Source organism: Viridibacillus sp. FSL H8-0110 (genome assembly GCF_038003565.1).
Lineage (GTDB): Bacteria > Bacillota > Bacilli > Bacillales_A > Planococcaceae > Viridibacillus > Viridibacillus arenosi.
In genome coordinates this window covers 4,408,054-4,424,430 of the sequence record NZ_JBBOPJ010000001.1, presented here as the reverse complement: position 1 = coordinate 4,424,430, position 16,377 = coordinate 4,408,054, and the positions used below count along the sequence as shown (strand labels likewise).

Below are 16,377 nucleotides of genomic sequence, written 5' to 3'. Positions count from 1 at the left end.
ATTCTATGGGTACTTTGTTCAGAAAAAGACCAATTCGATATCCTCTTTTAATTCTGTCTCTTCTTAGTGTAGCAAGCGTTATCGTATGTATAATGTGGAATCCGTTCATTGGTATCGCTTATGGTCTTGTAGTGGTATTGGCGCTAATAATGACATGGAAAACGGAAAAAACAACCTATGAAGAAACAGAAAAGCACATTGAAACACTCTCATATCGTATGAAAAAAGTAGGGGAAGAGGCCTTGCTTGAAATGCCTATTGGTATCATTTTAATTGATACTCAATATATGATTGAATGGTCGAATCCATATATGCTAGGTATTTTAGATGTAGATACATTAATGGGAGAGGAGATTTTTACACTTTCAGAAGATCTCTATACATTAATCAAACATGATGAGAAGCATGAGATGAATATCACTCTTAGGGATCGTAAGTATAGAGCATTTTATAAACCCGAAGAAAGGTTATTATATTTCTTTGATATCACTGAGCAAGTAGAAATTGAAACGCTTTACTATGAAGATCGGTCAGTAATAGCAGTCCTCTTTGTTGATAACTATGACGAAATCACACAAGGTATGGATGATCAAAATCGTAGTCAGACAAATTCACTCATTACATCGCTTATTAATAATTGGGGCACACAATATGGTATTTTTATAAAGCGCATTTCGACGGATCGTTTTATAGCGATACTAAATGAATCCATTTTACAAGAAATTGAGAAGAAGAAATTCTCTATTTTAGATGATATTCGTGAAACTACTGCAAAACAGAGTTTATCTTTGACATTAAGTATTGGTGTTGGTGCTGGTTCTCAATCACTTATAGAGCTGGGTGAACTAGCGCAATCTAGTTTAGATCTTGTTTTAGGGCGCGGTGGTGACCAGGTTGCAATCAAGCAACCTAATGGTAAAGTGAAATTTTACGGTGGTAAAACAAATCCTGTTGAAAAGCGTACTAGAGTACGTGCACGCGTTATTTCTCATGCACTACGTGATTTAATCCAGGATAGTGATCAAGTCTTCGTAATGGGCCATAAAATGCCTGATATGGACGCCATAGGAGCAGCCATTGGAGTTCGTAAAATGGCTCAGATGAATAAAATTGATGGTTATGTCGTTATGGATTTCGATCAAATTGATAATAGTATTGTCCGCTTAATGAATGTGGTCAAGGAAAAGTCTGATCTCTATGATCGATTTATTACTCCGGAGGAAGCATTATCGAAAATTACCGATAAGTCATTATTAGTCGTTGTTGATACACATAAGCCATCGATGACTATTGAAGAAAAATTAATAAATAGGGCTGAGAAAGTCGTCGTAATTGACCACCATCGACGTGGCGAAGAGTTTGTGAAAAATCCGATGCTTGTATATATGGAACCTTATGCGTCATCGACTGCGGAGCTTGTAACAGAATTATTAGAGTATCAACCAAAAAATGATAAAATAACAATGTTAGAGGCAACAGCTCTTCTGGCAGGCATTATTGTCGATACAAAAAGTTTTACTTTACGTACTGGAGCGCGTACGTTTGAAGCAGCGTCGTATTTACGTACAAACGGTGCAGATACAATTTTAGTACAACGTATATTGAAGGAAGATATCAATACGTATATTGAACGTTCTAAAATAGTCCAAACAGCGGAGTTTGTACATCAAGGGCTAGCTATAGCACGTGGGGATAATGATAAGATTTATAACTCGGTTTTACTTGCACAAACAGCAGATATATTATTAACAATGAAAGACATTTCTGCATCATTTGTAGTTGCTCATCGTCATGATGGAGTCATTGGTATTAGTGCGCGTTCACTAGGTGAGATTAACGTCCAGCTTGTAATGGAAGAGCTTGGCGGTGGTGGACATTTAACGAATGCTGCATGCCAATTAGACGTAGCAACAATTGATGAGGCTATTAACATGTTAAAAGAAGCAATAGAGGTTGTATTAGAAGGGAGTTCGGAATCATGAAAGTAGTATTCTTAAAAGACGTTAAAGGTAAAGGCAAAAAAGGTGAAATCAAAAATGTAGCTGATGGTTATGCACATAATTTCTTATTAAAAAATAATCTAGCTGTTGAGGCAAATCAAGCAGCAATTAGCCAATTAGATGGGCAAAAGAAAAAAGCTGAAAAAGATGCTGCTGCTGAATTAGCTGCTGCTAAAGATTTAAAAGCAAAAATTGAAGAGTTAACGGTTATACTAAAAGCAAAATCAGGTGAAGGTGGCCGTTTATTTGGTGCAGTGACTACAAAACAAATTGCAGATGGTTTAAATAAACAACATGGTATCAAAATTGATAAACGTAAAATGGAATTAGCAGACGCTATTCGTGCACTAGGATTTACAAACGTACCAGTGAAGCTACATCATGAAGTAACAGCTACACTGAAAGTACATGTTACAGAAGAAGCGTAAGGAGAGACATATATGAACGATCCATTATTGGAACGCGTTCCGCCTCATAATCTTGAAGCTGAACAATCTGTCATAGGAGCCATTTTTCTTGAACCACAATCACTCATAACGGCTTCAGAAATTCTTCTTGAAGATGATTTCTATAGATCTGCGCATGTTAAAATCTTCTCGACGATGTTGCGTCTAAGCGATCAAGGTAAAGCAATAGACGTCGTTACAGTGACAGAGGAACTTTCCAATCATAATGAGCTAGAAGACATCGGTGGCATTTCTTACTTAACGGAACTTGCCAATGCTGTACCAACAGCAGCCAATGTCGCTTATTATGCACAAATCGTTTCAGAGAAGGCTTTATTACGCCGTTTAATTAGAGTAGCAACGAAAATTGTAGAAGATGGTTATACACGTGAAGACGAAGTGGATGCACTTTTAGCAGAAGCTGAACGTAAAATGATGGAAGTGGCAAGCCGCAAAAACGCAGGCGACTTTAAGCCCGTGAAGGATGTACTCGTCCAAACATATGAAAATATTGAGCAGTTACAACACCGAAAAGGTGACGTTACAGGTATTCCTACAGGATTCCGTGATTTGGATCGCCTAACAGCAGGGTTTCAACGTGGGGACCTAATCATTGTAGCAGCCCGACCTTCAGTTGGGAAAACAGCATTTGCTTTGAATGTTGCCCAAAATGTAGGAACAAAGACATCGGAAAATGTTGCTATCTTCTCACTGGAAATGGGTGCAGAACAGCTTGTCATGCGTATGATATGTGCAGAAGGTAACATTGATGCACAAGTATTACGAACTGGTGCTTTAAATGTTGAAGATTGGCGCAAACTAACGATGGCAATGGGCAGTTTATCTAAAGCAGGCATTTTCATTGACGATACACCAGGTGTACGTATTAATGAAATACGAGCAAAGTGTCGCCGTTTGAAGCAAGAACATGGACTTGGCATGATTTTAATCGACTATTTGCAGCTGATTCAAGGCAGTGGTAGTGGGCGTGAAAACCGCCAACAAGAAGTATCCGAAATCTCACGCTCTCTAAAAGCATTAGCGCGTGAATTAGAAGTGCCTGTTATTGCTTTATCTCAGTTATCACGTGGCGTTGAACAACGTCAAGATAAACGACCAATGATGAGTGATTTACGTGAATCCGGGAGTATTGAGCAGGATGCCGATATCGTTTCTTTCCTATATCGTGAAGATTACTACGATAAAGAAACGGAAGATGCTAATACGATTGAAATTATTGTAGCTAAGCAACGTAATGGTCCAACAGATACGGTTAAGCTTGCGTTCGTTAAAGAACATAACAAATTTGTTAGTGTCGATTGGTCGCAGCATGAGCCAGCTGGAGGATATTAGAGTATATGAAACACGAACGTTAATTGCTATATATTATAGTGCGTTCGTGTTTTTGTTTGTTTTCAATTGACTATTGCCTTTTCAGTTGATACAATTATCGTGTTTGATTCAGGATGCTTGAAAGCGTCTGACGGAGGTGCTGGTAATGACATCAGTAGTAGTAGTGGGAACTCAATGGGGAGATGAAGGTAAAGGTAAAATCACCGACTTCCTATCAAAAAAAGCTGAAGCAATAGCTCGTTATGCGGGTGGAGATAATGCTGGCCATACGATAAAATTTGATGGTGAGACGTACAAGTTACACTTAATTCCATCAGGTATTTTCTATCAAGATAAGATTTCAGTTATCGGTAACGGATTAGTTGTAAATCCAAAATCCATCGTAACGGAATTGAAAGGGTTACAAGAGAGAGGCGTAAGTACTGAAAATCTTCGTATCTCTAACCGCGCACACGTTATTCTACCTTATCATATTAAACAAGATATCGTAGATGAAGAAAGCCGTGGAGACAACAAAATTGGGACAACTGCTAAAGGTATCGGACCTTGCTATCAAGATAAAGTAGCGCGTATTGGAATCCGTATGGCAGACTTATTGGACCGTGAAGTATTTGAGCATAAACTACGTGAAAACTTAGCTCTTAAAAATCGCCTTTTTGAGAAATTTTATGAAACAGAAGGGTTACATTTTGAAGATATCTTTGAGGAATACTATGGTTATGGTCAAGAAATTGCTAAATATGTAACAGACACTTCAAAAATCTTAAATGATGTTCTTGATGAAGGTGGTCGCGTATTATTTGAAGGCGCACAAGGTGTTATGCTTGACGTCGATCAAGGAACATACCCATTTGTAACTTCTTCAAACCCAGTAGCTGGAGGAGTGGCAATTGGTGCCGGAGTTGGGCCATCTAGAGATATGCGCGTTATTGGCGTTTGTAAGGCTTATACATCTCGTGTTGGTGACGGGCCATTCCCAACTGAATTATTTGATGAAGTAGGTCACCAAATCCGCGAAGTAGGTCGTGAGTATGGTACAACTACAGGACGTCCACGCCGCGTTGGTTGGTTTGATAGCGTAGTAGTACGTCACTCACGTCGAGTAAGTGGTATTACAGATCTATCGTTAAACTCAATTGATGTATTATCAGGACTTGAAACAGTTAAAATCTGTACAGCTTATAAATACAATGGTCAAATACTTACAGAATATCCTGCTAATCTTCACATTATTGAACAATGTGAACCAGTATATGAAGAACTTCCAGGTTGGTCTGAAGACGTTACAGGCTGCAGAACGCTAGAAGAATTACCAGTGAACGCTCGTCGCTATGTTGAGCGCGTTAGTGAACTAGCTGGCATTCAAATTGCTACATTCTCAGTAGGACCAGACCGCGATCAAACAAATGTCCTTGTAGATGTTTGGGAGAATAAGCATTAATTAATAAATAGAAAAAAAGCGGAGATAATTATCTCCGCTTTTTTTATGGCATTACACTGTATAATATTAATTTACACAAAATGCAAAATAGAATGGCAAAGTGCATAGAGATTAATATTTTTATTTAAATAAAAAAGGTTAATTCTTTATAGGGAATTAACCTTTTTACATTTAGTGAATATCTTTCTTCTTAAAGCGTCCACCACGAACTTCAGCTATATTGCCGATTGCCAGGAATGCGTGGTCATCGAGTTCTTCAACAATTGTTGTTAGTTTAGATTCTTCTAGTCGCGTGATGACTGTGAAAATCACTTTTTTCCTGTCACCAGTATAAGCGCCTTCTCCTATTAAGTACGTTACTCCACGGCCAAGACGATCCATAATAGCGCGCCCAATTTCTTCATATTCTTCGCTAATAATATAGACTGATTTCGATTCATCGAGCCCTTGAATGACTACATCGATTGTTTTGTAAGCAATGAAATAGGCTAGTACTGAATACATCGCTTGTTCCCATGTAAAAACAAAACCGGCTATAGCGAAAATGATTAGGTTGAAGAACATAATGATTTCGCCGACAGAGAACGGAGAGTTTTTGTTAAATAAAATGGCCATAATTTCAGTCCCATCAAGAGAGCCACCGTAGCGGATAACGATACCGACACCAGTACCAAGAACAATTCCGCCAAATACTGTAGATAATAGTAAATCGTTTGTGACAGGTTCAATTGGGTGTAATAGAACCGTTGCTATAGATAGAGTAGTAATTCCTAACGCGGTTGATAATGCAAATGTTTTCCCAATTTGCTTATAACCGAGGAAAAAGAAGGGTATGTTCAAGAGGAAAATAAATAATCCTAGTGGTAGACCGCTAAGGTGAGAAACAATAATAGATATACCAACAATTCCACCATCTAAAATATTGTTTGGTACAAGAAATTGTTCCAAGCCAATCGCCATAATGATAGCACCGGTAATCACCATAATAATGCGTTTTAGTAAACGGGTTTTAGACGTTTTCCTATTTCTATCATTGATTTTTTTTGCTTCTGCTAAAATGTCTTCCATACTCCTGTTTGAGTCACTCAAACTAATCTCCCCATTCTCTAAAAAAACTAATTATTCTAACTTAATTTTAACGGAATTTTCTAAAATGCAAAAGTAAAAAGAGTTATATTGTAACAATTTTCATGAAAATGAAATGAGATTTTTGTATATATAGAGAGTGGTATGGTGAATAATGTTTACAAAAAATGTTTATAATAAATAAAAAATACCTATTAAAACCCTTTATTTGTAAAAGCTTTAAAATAAATGGAGTTAATTATACATTTTAGTGACATCAAGTGTAATATGTTCAATTGGAAATTGGAATATGTTAAATTAGAGAGGCTTGATTTCGACATAACTCTTGTAAATAATAATTGATTTTTATCAAAAAACGAAAGGAGCTTATCATGCGTTTGAATCGGAATGGTAGTGAGAACTCCATATTTTCTAAACGAAACCGCCAATCAATAGCAATGAAAGTAGCAACTATCGCAATATTCCTCGTGTCATTAGTAGGATTGAATAATGGTTATGTAAATGCTCAGAAAGACAATCAATTGCATAAAATTTATCATATATACATTAAGAATCAATACATGGGAGCAGTATCTAATGAAAAGTTGATTGATAAACATATTGAAGATAAGGTGAAAAAGGCTAGCACCCAATACGAAGATCTCTCGCTTAATGCTACACCAGATTTATCCGTTATATCAGAGCAAGTTTTCCAAGAGGATACAAATGACGAAGATACTTTAAAAAAGCTAGACGATGCTTTAAAAATTAAAGCTTCAGCATTTGCCTTACTTATCGATGGTAAAGTGGCTACCTATGTCAAAGACATCGATGCATATGATGAAACAATTCGTCAGCTTAAATTACAGTATGTTTCAGCCGAAGAGCTTAAGTCATTGGATGCTATGGAAAATAATCATAAAACTTTACCACCATTAAAGAAAAATGAAACACGTATTGTGGATATTTCTATCAAACAATCAGTAGCTGGTATGACTCAGTATACAGATCCAGCTAATGTATTAACTACAAAGGAAGCTGTTAAATTACTAACAAAAGGCAAGCTTCAAGAGAAATCTTATACCGTTAAAAAAGGTGATACACTTAGTAGTATTGCAGCTAAATATAAACTTTCAACTTCTAAGCTTTTGAAACTCAATGAAAATTTAACAGATGAAAAATCTCTAACAATTGGACATACCATAAAAGTAGCAGAGTTGGAGCCTTGGATTAATATCGAACTAACAAAAGAATCCATAAAGTCTGAGAAAATAGAGCACAAAACAATTATTAAAAAAGATAAAACAATGCTAACAAGTGAAAAAGAAGTAAAACAAAAGGGCGAGGACGGTAAAAAGTTAGTAAGGCATGTAATAACTGAAATAGATGGTGAGCCTGCTTTAGAAAAAGTAACAACACAATCTGTTACGAAGGAAGCAGAAACACGTGTAATCGTGAAGGGAACAAAAGAAGTACCTTCACGTGGGAGCGGAAGCTTTGAATGGCCAGCAGAAGGTGGCTACATTTCAAGTGAGATGGGCTATCGTTGGGGCGAATTACATCGAGGACTTGATATTGCTAGACCAGATGGTTTCACAATTAAAGCAGCTGATAACGGTGAAGTCACATTTGCAGGTGTGGATGGATCTTACGGCAATAAGGTAACAATTGACCATAATAATGGCTTTCAAACAGTCTATGGGCACTTGGCATCGATTGATGTGGAAGTTGGACAAGTTGTAGCGCAAGGGTCAAAATTAGGGGTCATGGGTACAACAGGTAATTCAACAGGTGTACACTTACATTTCGAAGTGTCTAAAAATGGAAAATTACTAAACCCGTTAAATGTATTAAAATAAAATAGAACGTTACAGTCCATTATCCAAGTGGACTGTTTTTTTACATAGAATGCTTTGTAAAATGGGTTAAGAATAACATTATTCCCGGGGAAATATTAATATACCTTGAATTCCAAAAGATGCACTGAAGGCTAAAGCATGATAGAGTTAAAGATGTGGAATATACGAAAACTAACGTTAATTGACAATATAAATCCAATTCATATATGAAGGGAAGTATAAATGTGGACAAGACAATTTTAGTTGTAGATGATGAAAAACCGATTGCAGATATACTACAATTTAATTTAATAAAAGAGGGCTACAAAGTTGTTTGTGCCTATGATGGTGATGAAGCACTTGAGAAAGTGGAAGAAATAAAACCAGATTTAATGCTTCTGGATATCATGTTACCAAAAAGAGATGGCATAGAAGTATGCCGTGAAGTACGAAAGAAATATGATATACCTATTATTATGTTAACAGCAAAAGACTCCGAAATTGATAAAGTATTAGGTTTAGAATTAGGAGCAGACGATTATGTGACTAAACCATTTAGTACACGCGAATTAATCGCCCGTGTAAAAGCGAATATGCGTCGACATCAATCAACTATAGCAACAGAAGAGCAAGAAGAAACTTCAAGTGATATCGTAGTTGGCTCGCTTGTCATTCAACCAGAAGCGTATCTAGTATTAAAACGCGATGAAGCAATTGAACTTACACATCGTGAATTTGAATTACTACATTATCTAGCAAAACATATTGGTCAAGTTATGACGCGTGAGCATTTATTACAAACGGTATGGGGCTATGACTATTTTGGGGATGTCCGTACAGTGGATGTAACAATCCGCCGCTTACGTGAGAAGATTGAAGACAATCCAAGTCATCCAGCATGGATCGTGACGCGCCGTGGCGTAGGATATTACTTAAGAAATCCTGAACAGGAGTAAAATACATGCAGAAAGTCCGTTTTTTTAAATCCGTTCACGTAAAGCTAGTACTTATTTACGTGTTATTAATTTTAATAGCTATGCAAATTATAGGATTCTACTTCGTACGGGAATTGGAACAAACATTAAAAGATAACTTTAAAACATCTGTTGACGACCGTTTAAAGCTAGTGACATTTAGTGTTAAAGAGGAACTTTTAAAAGAAAGACCAGAAACTGATCCTAGCTTGGAGCAAAGCTTGAAAACGGTATTAGGCGGAATATCTTCTGGAGATATAAGTGAAATTCAAGTTATCAATGCTAGCTATCGGATTTTAGCTACATCTGATGCGAGTAATCAGTCCATCGTTGGACAGCGTGCGACGGATAAATTAGTGCGCCAATCAATAGCTACTCCAACTCGTTCAGAAAAAATCGCATTAGATGATCAAACTAAAACACGTGTATGGTTAGTAGCGACGCCTATTACTTCCAATGGTAAGGTCATTGGAACCGTTTATTTAAAATCGAATATTGAAAGTGTTTTTGGACAGATGAATGAGATTAATCGCATTTTGGCTGGAGGTACAGCACTTGCCTTAGCCATTACAGTTATACTTGGTATTTTCATCGCAAAAACAATTACAAAACCAATATCAGATATGAGAAAGCAAGCCCAAGCAATGGCTAAAGGAAATTATTCGCGCAAAGTACGCGTTTATGGCAATGATGAAATTGGCCAACTTGCAATAGCCTTTAATCATTTAACAAATAGGCTTCAGGAAGCGCAATCCACAACAGAGGGTGAACGAAGAAAGCTAGCATCCGTTCTAGCTAATATGACAGATGGTGTAATTGCGACTGATCGAAAGGGCCGTATTATACTAATCAATACACCTGCTCAACAGCTTTTAAATAGTGAAAACGATGAATTAATGGGACGCCCACTTATTTCCGTTTTAGGGTTAGAAGAAGAATATACTTTTGAAGATCTAATCCATATGAAAGATGCTGTGAATCTAGATTTTAGTTCACCAGAACGACCTTATATTTGGCGGGCGAATTTCTCTGTTATTCAAAAAGAAACTGGTTTTGTAAATGGTCTGATTACAGTTCTGCATGATATAACTGAACAAGAGAAGATAGAAATGGAGCGCCGTGAATTCGTATCTAACGTTTCGCATGAACTTCGTACGCCATTAACAACAATGCGTAGTTACTTAGAAGCATTAGCGGATGGTGCATGGCGAGATGAAAATATCGCGCCTACTTTTCTAAATGTTACCCAAACAGAAACAGAGCGAATGATTCGTCTTGTAAATGATCTATTACAATTATCTCGTATGGATAGTAGAGAATATGAGTTAAATGCAGATATCGTAGATTTCAATAAATTTTTTGATCGAATTATTGATCGCTTTGAAATGTCTAAATCAAAAAACGTAGAATTCCAACGACACATCTCTGATATACCATGCTATGTAGAATTAGATACTGATAAAATTACACAAGTCATTGATAATATTATTTCGAATGCATTAAAATATTCGCCAGATGGTGGTAATATTCGCTTTGGAGTAACAGCACAAGAAGGAATTTTAAAAGTCATGATTTCCGATGATGGTATGGGAATACCGAAAGAAAATGTTGAGCGTATCTTTGATCGTTTTTATCGTGTAGACCGTGCTAGAGCCCGTTCTATGGGGGGCACTGGCCTCGGCTTAGCAATTTCTAGAGAGATGATTCATGCTCATGGTGGTAAAATTTGGGCAGAAAGTGAAGAGGGGAATGGTACAACGATCTTCTTCACATTGCCGTACGAATTAGATGAGGCAGGTGAATGGGATTGAAGTATGTTGAGCAAACAAAGTCTATCGCTCTATTCGTCCTTGTCTTTTTGAGTATTACACTTACATTTTCTATTTGGACTTACAAACCAAACTATGAAACAATTGGAACTACGAAAGTCTTTGATATTTCAATTGGAAAACAGCGTCAAATGTCAGATATCATTAAGCCCTATCGTATGCTTTTTCATATGAGTGAAAAATGGAAAGGCACAAATGAAAATACTAAAATGGATCCTATTTTAAGTGAAATGAAAAACTGGGAACTTTCTGATTTGACACTTGTAAGTAATAATTTAGATGATAAAAAGCTCAATGAATTAATAGGTATGAATAATCGTATGACTTTGTTTTATACAGATGAAATACCTTTCCCTGTATTCTTCCAAAACCTATTACCCACACAGAATAAAAAATTAACGGAAGCATCATTCAATCGCATGATTATTGATTGGAATAAGTTAAACAATAGTAGCATGTCTAATAATGAGCTTATTGTTTTTTTTGCTAATTCAAAAAACAATAAATTGTATAAAGCTAAAGTAAAAGTTCAAAGTGAAAAACACTTCCAGACTAATGTAGTACAAGTGGCAAAAAGCTTCGCAAATTATCTTGAAATTGAACGTGAGGGAGCAAAGAGTTTCTATTTGCCGGCAAAAGCTATTAGCATTCCTAAATACACGTATATAATTGAATCAGATCCTGTTTATAACTATAAAAATGCGCTTTTCTCTAATCCTAATATAGTGAAACGTAGTCCAGATGAAGCAACTGGCACAGAAAAGTACACAGATGACAAATCACTAATGACTATTGATGTTACAAAGAAAACACTCAATTTCGTTAATACATCCATAGTAGAAAACAAAGAAAAGGCGTTAGAGTCAGATCTTATTTTGAATACATTTAGTTTTATTAATGAACATGGTGGTTGGACTGGCGACTTCCGGTATAGTGAAGTAGATTACGGGAATCAGAAGGTTACTTATCAAATGTATTTAGAAGATCAGCCAGTCTTTAGTGACCGATCAGTTACTTTAACGGAAATTTCGACTTATTGGGATTGGGGTAACGACCGCATCTCGAAGTATTATCGTCCATACTACCAGCCGGTTCCTATTCCTTTAGTAAGGAATGATGGTAAGTTAATATCTGGACCAGAGGCAATAGAGAAACTAAAGGATAGAAAAGATATTAACTATGAAGATATTGAGGAAATTCGGTCAGGTTTTTATTTAACGAAAAATGCTAATCCAAATTTATTCACACTGGAGCCAATGTGGTTCTATAGTATCAATGGTAAGTGGGAACATTTATCGCCTGTTATTGCGGGAGGTGGCCAAATTGGATTGGAGTAAAACGAAAACAATCTTCATCATTGTATTTTCATTACTAAACGTTTTTCTTTATTCACTTTATGTCAATCGATACAATGAGGACCAAGATGTTGAAAAAGTTGGCGAAGCATCGTTAGAAGAGCGCTTAGAGGATGAGAATATTACGGTTAAAGGCCTACCTGCTAAAAATGAAAAAATTTCGTATATATCTGGTCAAATCAAGCACTTTAAACCTGCTGACTCCAAGAAATTTGATAATCAGCATTATGACATGACTAATGGTTCTATGCGGACTGTAAAATTTGAAAAACCAATATTACTCAGAAACATTAAAGATGCCACGAGTTTTGCAGAATTCATGCAAAAGTATGTGTATGAGGGAGAAACGTATAAACTTTGGCGTATAGATGAAGAAAAAAGAGAGGCAACCTTTTTCCAACAAATTGACAATCGCGTAATCTATTTTAATGAAAATGCGAGGATAACATTGCATTGGAATAAAGACTTAGCAGTGACAGGTTATGAACAAACGATGTTTGAATCACTAGATGCATTTGGTGAGAAAAGTAAGGGTTTCACTGCTAGTGAAGCAATTAAAGTACTATATGAAAAAGGTCTGTTAAAGCAAGATTCGAATATTAATAAACCACAGCTTGGCTATTATACATTTGCTCCTTTAATAGAAACTCAAGTTCTTGCGCCAACATGGCATATCCGTGTTGATTTTGCGGATGGTGACGAAGCAGATTATTTTGTTAATGCGGTAGATGGTCAAGTTATCGATATTCAAGCAATAGAAAATGATAAAGAATTAAATAGCAATAAAGAAGTAGAAAGTGAATAAGGAGTCTTTACTATGCAGTTCAGTGTATTAGCAAGTGGTAGTACAGGTAATGCTATTTATGTAGAAAATGAGGACCATGCATTTATTGTAGATGCAGGTCTAACTGGCAAGAAAATGGAGCAGCTTTTTGCAAAAGTTGATCGCGATATAAAAAAACTAAGCGGTATTTTTGTAACGCATGAACATATTGATCATATAAGAGGCGTGGGCGTTTTAGCACGTAAATATCATGTTCCAGTTTACGCCAACGCTAAAACATGGGCTGCAATGGATGACAAAGTTGGCAATATTCCACTAGAACAGCGCTTCCAATTTGATATGGAAACAGTACAATCATTCGGCTCATTAGATGTCGAATCATTTGCTGTTTCTCATGATGCTGCGGATCCTATGTTTTATACCTTCCATGAAAATGGTCGTAAACTTGTAGTTATTACGGATACAGGTTATGTCAGTGATCGAATGAAAGGGATTATCCAGGGTGCTGATTCCTTTGTTTTTGAAAGTAATCATGATGTAAGTATGCTACAAATGGGGAGTTATCCTTGGTCTACAAAGCGCCGTATACTAAGTGATGTTGGACATGTATCAAATGAAGATGCTGCTGTTGCTATGAGCGAAGTTGTAGAACAAAAACCAACACGTATTTATCTTTCCCATTTGAGTAAAGATAATAATATGAAAGATTTGGCTCGTATGAGTGTATCTCAAACGTTGCAATCATGTGGAATTATGCCAGGCGAATTTGTTACCTTATTAGATACCGATGCAGACGAACCTACTAAAGTTGTAACAGTATAGTGATTTTAACCTCTCTTAAAAAGGGAGGTTTTTTTATGCACTTATAGGGAAATATATGCTACGAAGATGAAAAATAAAGTAAAAAATTTTGAACTGATTTTTAATCCATTTTCATCTGATTTTAATCTTCGAAAGATATAGTATAACTATCAGGTAAACAACGGAGGGATGATACGTATGGGATATTACGATAACATTAACGGAGAAGATAGAAGTCGTTCTAAAAAACGAAGTAGCAGAGCAGGCTATTTTTTTAGTGGTCTAATTGGTGTTATTATTGGTGCTTTACTTGTTTGGCTGCTGATGCCATCGATGGTAGATCGTTTACCAAATGGTTCAGGAAGTTCGGGAGCCATAGGTACAAGCAATAACACAACGAAGCAAGTGACAACTGAGGTAACAACAGATGTTACAGGAGCAGTTGAAAAAGTTGCAGGAGCGGTTGTCGGTATTACAAATATCCAAGAATCTGCACAAGATTTTTGGAGCCAAGCTGAACCAACTACCCAAGAAGCCGGAAGTGGTTCAGGAGTCATCTATAAAAAAGATGGTGACACAGCGTATATTGTAACAAATAATCATGTTGTTGAAGGCGCAAAACAATTAGAAGTAACATTAGCAGATGGTTCTAAAGCAGAAGCAAAACTAATCGGTAGTGACGTTTGGACAGATTTAGCAGTCATTTCAATTTCAAGTAAGAAGGTTAACACAGTTGCTACATTTGGTAACTCTGAGGTTTTAAAACAAGGAGAGACAGTTATTGCAATTGGTAACCCATTAGGTCTTGATTTTTCAGGTTCTGTTACAACAGGGGTTGTTTCGGGTAAGGATCGTACAGTACCAGTGGATTTAAACTCTGATGGTGAGCCAGATTGGCAAGCAGAGGTATTACAAACAGATGCAGCTATTAACCCAGGCAACAGTGGTGGTGCACTTGTAAACCTTGCAGGTGAAGTGATAGGCATAAACTCAATGAAAATTTCGGAATCCACTGTTGAAGGTTTAGGATTTGCAATTCCTATTAACTCAGCAATTCCTGTTATCAATGAATTACAAAAATCAGGTAAAGTAGAAAGACCATCAATGGGCGTATCATTAATCGATCTAACAAATGTACCTGCATTCCATCAAACTCGTACATTAAAATTACCTGCTGAAATAACTGAAGGTATTGTTATTAGTAGCGTCGTTAAAAATTCATCAGCCGAAAAAGCAGGTTTAGAACAATATGATGTCATTGTTGAAATTGATGGCCAAAAAGTAGACAATTCAATTGATCTTCGAAAACATTTATACAATGAAAAAAAGGTCGGCGATAAATTAAAACTTAAAGCATACAGAGGTGGGGAAATAATTGAGAAGGAACTAACTTTAACGAATAGTCCAACAAGTTAATCTTGTGGATAATGGAAATTAATTACTAACGTATCAACAGGCGAGTAGGAAACGTGAAGCCACGACTTTCCTACTCGCTTTTCCTTTGTTACAATAGACTGTGGATAACATTGACCGAATTGTGTATAAGTTTGCGGAAATTTTGAAAATTGAAAGGATGAAATATTTTGAAAATATACAGCTGTGAAACGCATATAGGACACGCTTTAGACATGTTCGTGGCAGAACAAAAAGAGGTTCCGTTATTTGAAATGGCGACAGAGGAAGAAAAGTTATCCACAAGTTGTACTTATTGTGAAGAGGCAGCAACATATGTTGTGGCGAACGAATGAACGCACACAAGATATTGATGTAGCTTGTGGATATGTGTATAACTTCTGTGGATAACGTGTTTGTAAATTAAATGTGAAGGTGGATAACTTGTGAATATAGCGATTATTACCGTTGGGAAATTAAAAGAAAAATACTTAAAGATGGGGATTGAGGAGTATGTCAAGCGCCTTGGCGCCTATGCAAAAATCGATCTTATTGAAGTCCCAGACGAAAAAGCACCCGAACAATTAAGCGAAGCTGAAATGGAAATTGTTAAGAAAAAAGAAGGCGAACGCATTTTAGCTAAAATTTCACCTGACACTCACGTCATCGCTCTTGCTATCAACGGTAAAATGAAAACATCCGAAGAAATGTCCAAAGACATCGAATCACTTATGACATATGGTAAAAGTAAAATTACTTTCGTCATCGGTGGCTCGCTTGGATTACATGACGATGTTCTGAAGCGCGCAAACGAAAAGCAATCATTCGGTAAAATGACATTACCTCATCAGTTGATGAAATTAGTGTTGGTAGAACAGATATATAGAAGTTTTAGGATTATGAAGGGTGAACCGTATCATAAGTAAGTGCGGTTTTAGAAGGGGATTTCTCTTAAGTCATTTAGTGACTGAGAGATGGTCTCCTTTATTCATGTATTGATTTCCGTTTCAGACGGACGCGTTCCGCGGGCATGGCTTCAGTCTCCTCATCGCTTCGCTCCTGCGGGGCCTTCAGCTCATGCTATTCCCGCTGGAGTCGC

General features: G+C 36.7%; 14 protein-coding genes. 13 read left to right on the top strand and 1 reads right to left on the bottom strand.

The window, feature by feature from the left end:
• Positions 1 to 5: 5 nt before the first annotated feature.
• The 4 genes from MHH98_RS21880 (at position 6) to MHH98_RS21865 (ending at position 5,240) form a co-directional block, all read left to right on the top strand.
• Positions 6 to 1,982 carry a DHH family phosphoesterase gene (locus MHH98_RS21880; RefSeq protein ID WP_038178804.1) on the top strand — a complete coding sequence of 659 codons (1,977 nt, stop codon included), beginning with the start codon at positions 6 to 8 and terminating at the stop codon, positions 1,980 to 1,982.
• Positions 1,979 to 2,428: a 50S ribosomal protein L9 gene (gene rplI, locus MHH98_RS21875; protein ID WP_038178806.1), complete on the top strand. Its 450-nt coding sequence runs from the start codon at positions 1,979 to 1,981 to the stop codon at positions 2,426 to 2,428. Before MHH98_RS21880 ends, rplI begins: the two co-directional genes overlap by 4 nt.
• 12 nt (positions 2,429 to 2,440) lie before the next feature.
• A complete protein-coding gene (gene dnaB, locus MHH98_RS21870) occupies positions 2,441 to 3,799 on the top strand; it encodes a replicative DNA helicase (protein WP_038178807.1) in 1,359 nt (452 codons plus the stop codon).
• 145 nt (positions 3,800 to 3,944) lie between these two features.
• Positions 3,945 to 5,240: an adenylosuccinate synthase gene (locus tag MHH98_RS21865; RefSeq protein WP_038178809.1), complete on the top strand. Its 1,296-nt coding sequence runs from the start codon at positions 3,945 to 3,947 to the stop codon at positions 5,238 to 5,240.
• 171 nt (positions 5,241 to 5,411) lie between these two features.
• On the opposite strand, the gene MHH98_RS21860 is transcribed toward MHH98_RS21865, so the two are convergent.
• The gene (locus MHH98_RS21860; protein ID WP_445329623.1) at positions 5,412 to 6,224 is read right to left on the bottom strand and encodes a YitT family protein; all 813 of its coding nucleotides are present in this window, start codon (positions 6,222 to 6,224) and stop codon (positions 5,412 to 5,414) included.
• A 473-nt stretch (positions 6,225 to 6,697) separates the two neighbouring features.
• On the opposite strand from MHH98_RS21860, the gene MHH98_RS21855 reads away from it, so the two are divergent.
• The 9 genes from MHH98_RS21855 to rlmH all read left to right on the top strand — a co-directional run bounded on the left by MHH98_RS21855 (position 6,698) and on the right by rlmH (position 16,204).
• Positions 6,698 to 8,164, top strand: a complete 1,467-nt coding sequence (locus MHH98_RS21855; RefSeq protein WP_038178811.1) for a peptidoglycan DD-metalloendopeptidase family protein — start codon at positions 6,698 to 6,700, stop codon at positions 8,162 to 8,164.
• Positions 8,165 to 8,388: 224 nt separating this feature from the next.
• A complete protein-coding gene (yycF, locus tag MHH98_RS21850; RefSeq protein WP_038178813.1) occupies positions 8,389 to 9,099 on the top strand; it encodes a response regulator YycF in 711 nt (236 codons plus the stop codon).
• A 5-nt stretch (positions 9,100 to 9,104) separates the two neighbouring features.
• The gene (walK, locus tag MHH98_RS21845) at positions 9,105 to 10,928 is read left to right on the top strand and encodes a cell wall metabolism sensor histidine kinase WalK (protein WP_038178815.1); all 1,824 of its coding nucleotides are present in this window, start codon (positions 9,105 to 9,107) and stop codon (positions 10,926 to 10,928) included.
• Positions 10,919 to 12,283, top strand: coding sequence for a YycH family regulatory protein (locus MHH98_RS21840; protein WP_038178817.1), 1,365 nt, complete (start codon positions 10,919 to 10,921; stop codon positions 12,281 to 12,283). The genes walK and MHH98_RS21840 overlap by 10 nt, the downstream gene beginning before the upstream one ends.
• Positions 12,270 to 13,106 (top strand): two-component system regulatory protein YycI, encoded by an 837-nt coding sequence (locus tag MHH98_RS21835; protein WP_038178819.1) that lies wholly within the window; start codon positions 12,270 to 12,272, stop codon positions 13,104 to 13,106. Before MHH98_RS21840 ends, MHH98_RS21835 begins: the two co-directional genes overlap by 14 nt.
• Positions 13,107 to 13,118: 12 nt before the next feature.
• Positions 13,119 to 13,907, top strand: a complete 789-nt coding sequence (locus MHH98_RS21830) for an MBL fold metallo-hydrolase (protein WP_038178828.1) — start codon at positions 13,119 to 13,121, stop codon at positions 13,905 to 13,907.
• Between the two features lie 177 nt (positions 13,908 to 14,084).
• A complete protein-coding gene (locus MHH98_RS21825) occupies positions 14,085 to 15,302 on the top strand; it encodes a S1C family serine protease (protein WP_340713513.1) in 1,218 nt (405 codons plus the stop codon).
• A gap of 167 nt (positions 15,303 to 15,469) precedes the next feature.
• The gene (locus tag MHH98_RS21820) at positions 15,470 to 15,634 is read left to right on the top strand and encodes a CxxH/CxxC protein (RefSeq protein WP_038178832.1); all 165 of its coding nucleotides are present in this window, start codon (positions 15,470 to 15,472) and stop codon (positions 15,632 to 15,634) included.
• 90 nt (positions 15,635 to 15,724) lie between these two features.
• Positions 15,725 to 16,204: a 23S rRNA (pseudouridine(1915)-N(3))-methyltransferase RlmH gene (gene rlmH, locus MHH98_RS21815; RefSeq protein WP_038178833.1), complete on the top strand. Its 480-nt coding sequence runs from the start codon at positions 15,725 to 15,727 to the stop codon at positions 16,202 to 16,204.
• The last annotated feature ends 173 nt before the right edge of the window (positions 16,205 to 16,377 follow it).

Coding starts and splice junctions, on each gene's coding strand:
- MHH98_RS21860 (WP_445329623.1), bottom strand. CDS start 6,224: ATGGTGATTACCGGTGCTATCATTATGGCGATTGGCTTGGAACAATTT.
- MHH98_RS21825 (WP_340713513.1), top strand. CDS start 14,085: ATGGGATATTACGATAACATTAACGGAGAAGATAGAAGTCGTTCTAAA.
- MHH98_RS21855 (WP_038178811.1), top strand. CDS start 6,698: ATGCGTTTGAATCGGAATGGTAGTGAGAACTCCATATTTTCTAAACGA.
- dnaB (WP_038178807.1), top strand. CDS start 2,441: ATGAACGATCCATTATTGGAACGCGTTCCGCCTCATAATCTTGAAGCT.
- MHH98_RS21865 (WP_038178809.1), top strand. CDS start 3,945: ATGACATCAGTAGTAGTAGTGGGAACTCAATGGGGAGATGAAGGTAAA.
- rplI (WP_038178806.1), top strand. CDS start 1,979: ATGAAAGTAGTATTCTTAAAAGACGTTAAAGGTAAAGGCAAAAAAGGT.
- MHH98_RS21830 (WP_038178828.1), top strand. CDS start 13,119: ATGCAGTTCAGTGTATTAGCAAGTGGTAGTACAGGTAATGCTATTTAT.
- walK (WP_038178815.1), top strand. CDS start 9,105: ATGCAGAAAGTCCGTTTTTTTAAATCCGTTCACGTAAAGCTAGTACTT.
- MHH98_RS21840 (WP_038178817.1), top strand. CDS start 10,919: ATGGGATTGAAGTATGTTGAGCAAACAAAGTCTATCGCTCTATTCGTC.
- MHH98_RS21880 (WP_038178804.1), top strand. CDS start 6: ATGGGTACTTTGTTCAGAAAAAGACCAATTCGATATCCTCTTTTAATT.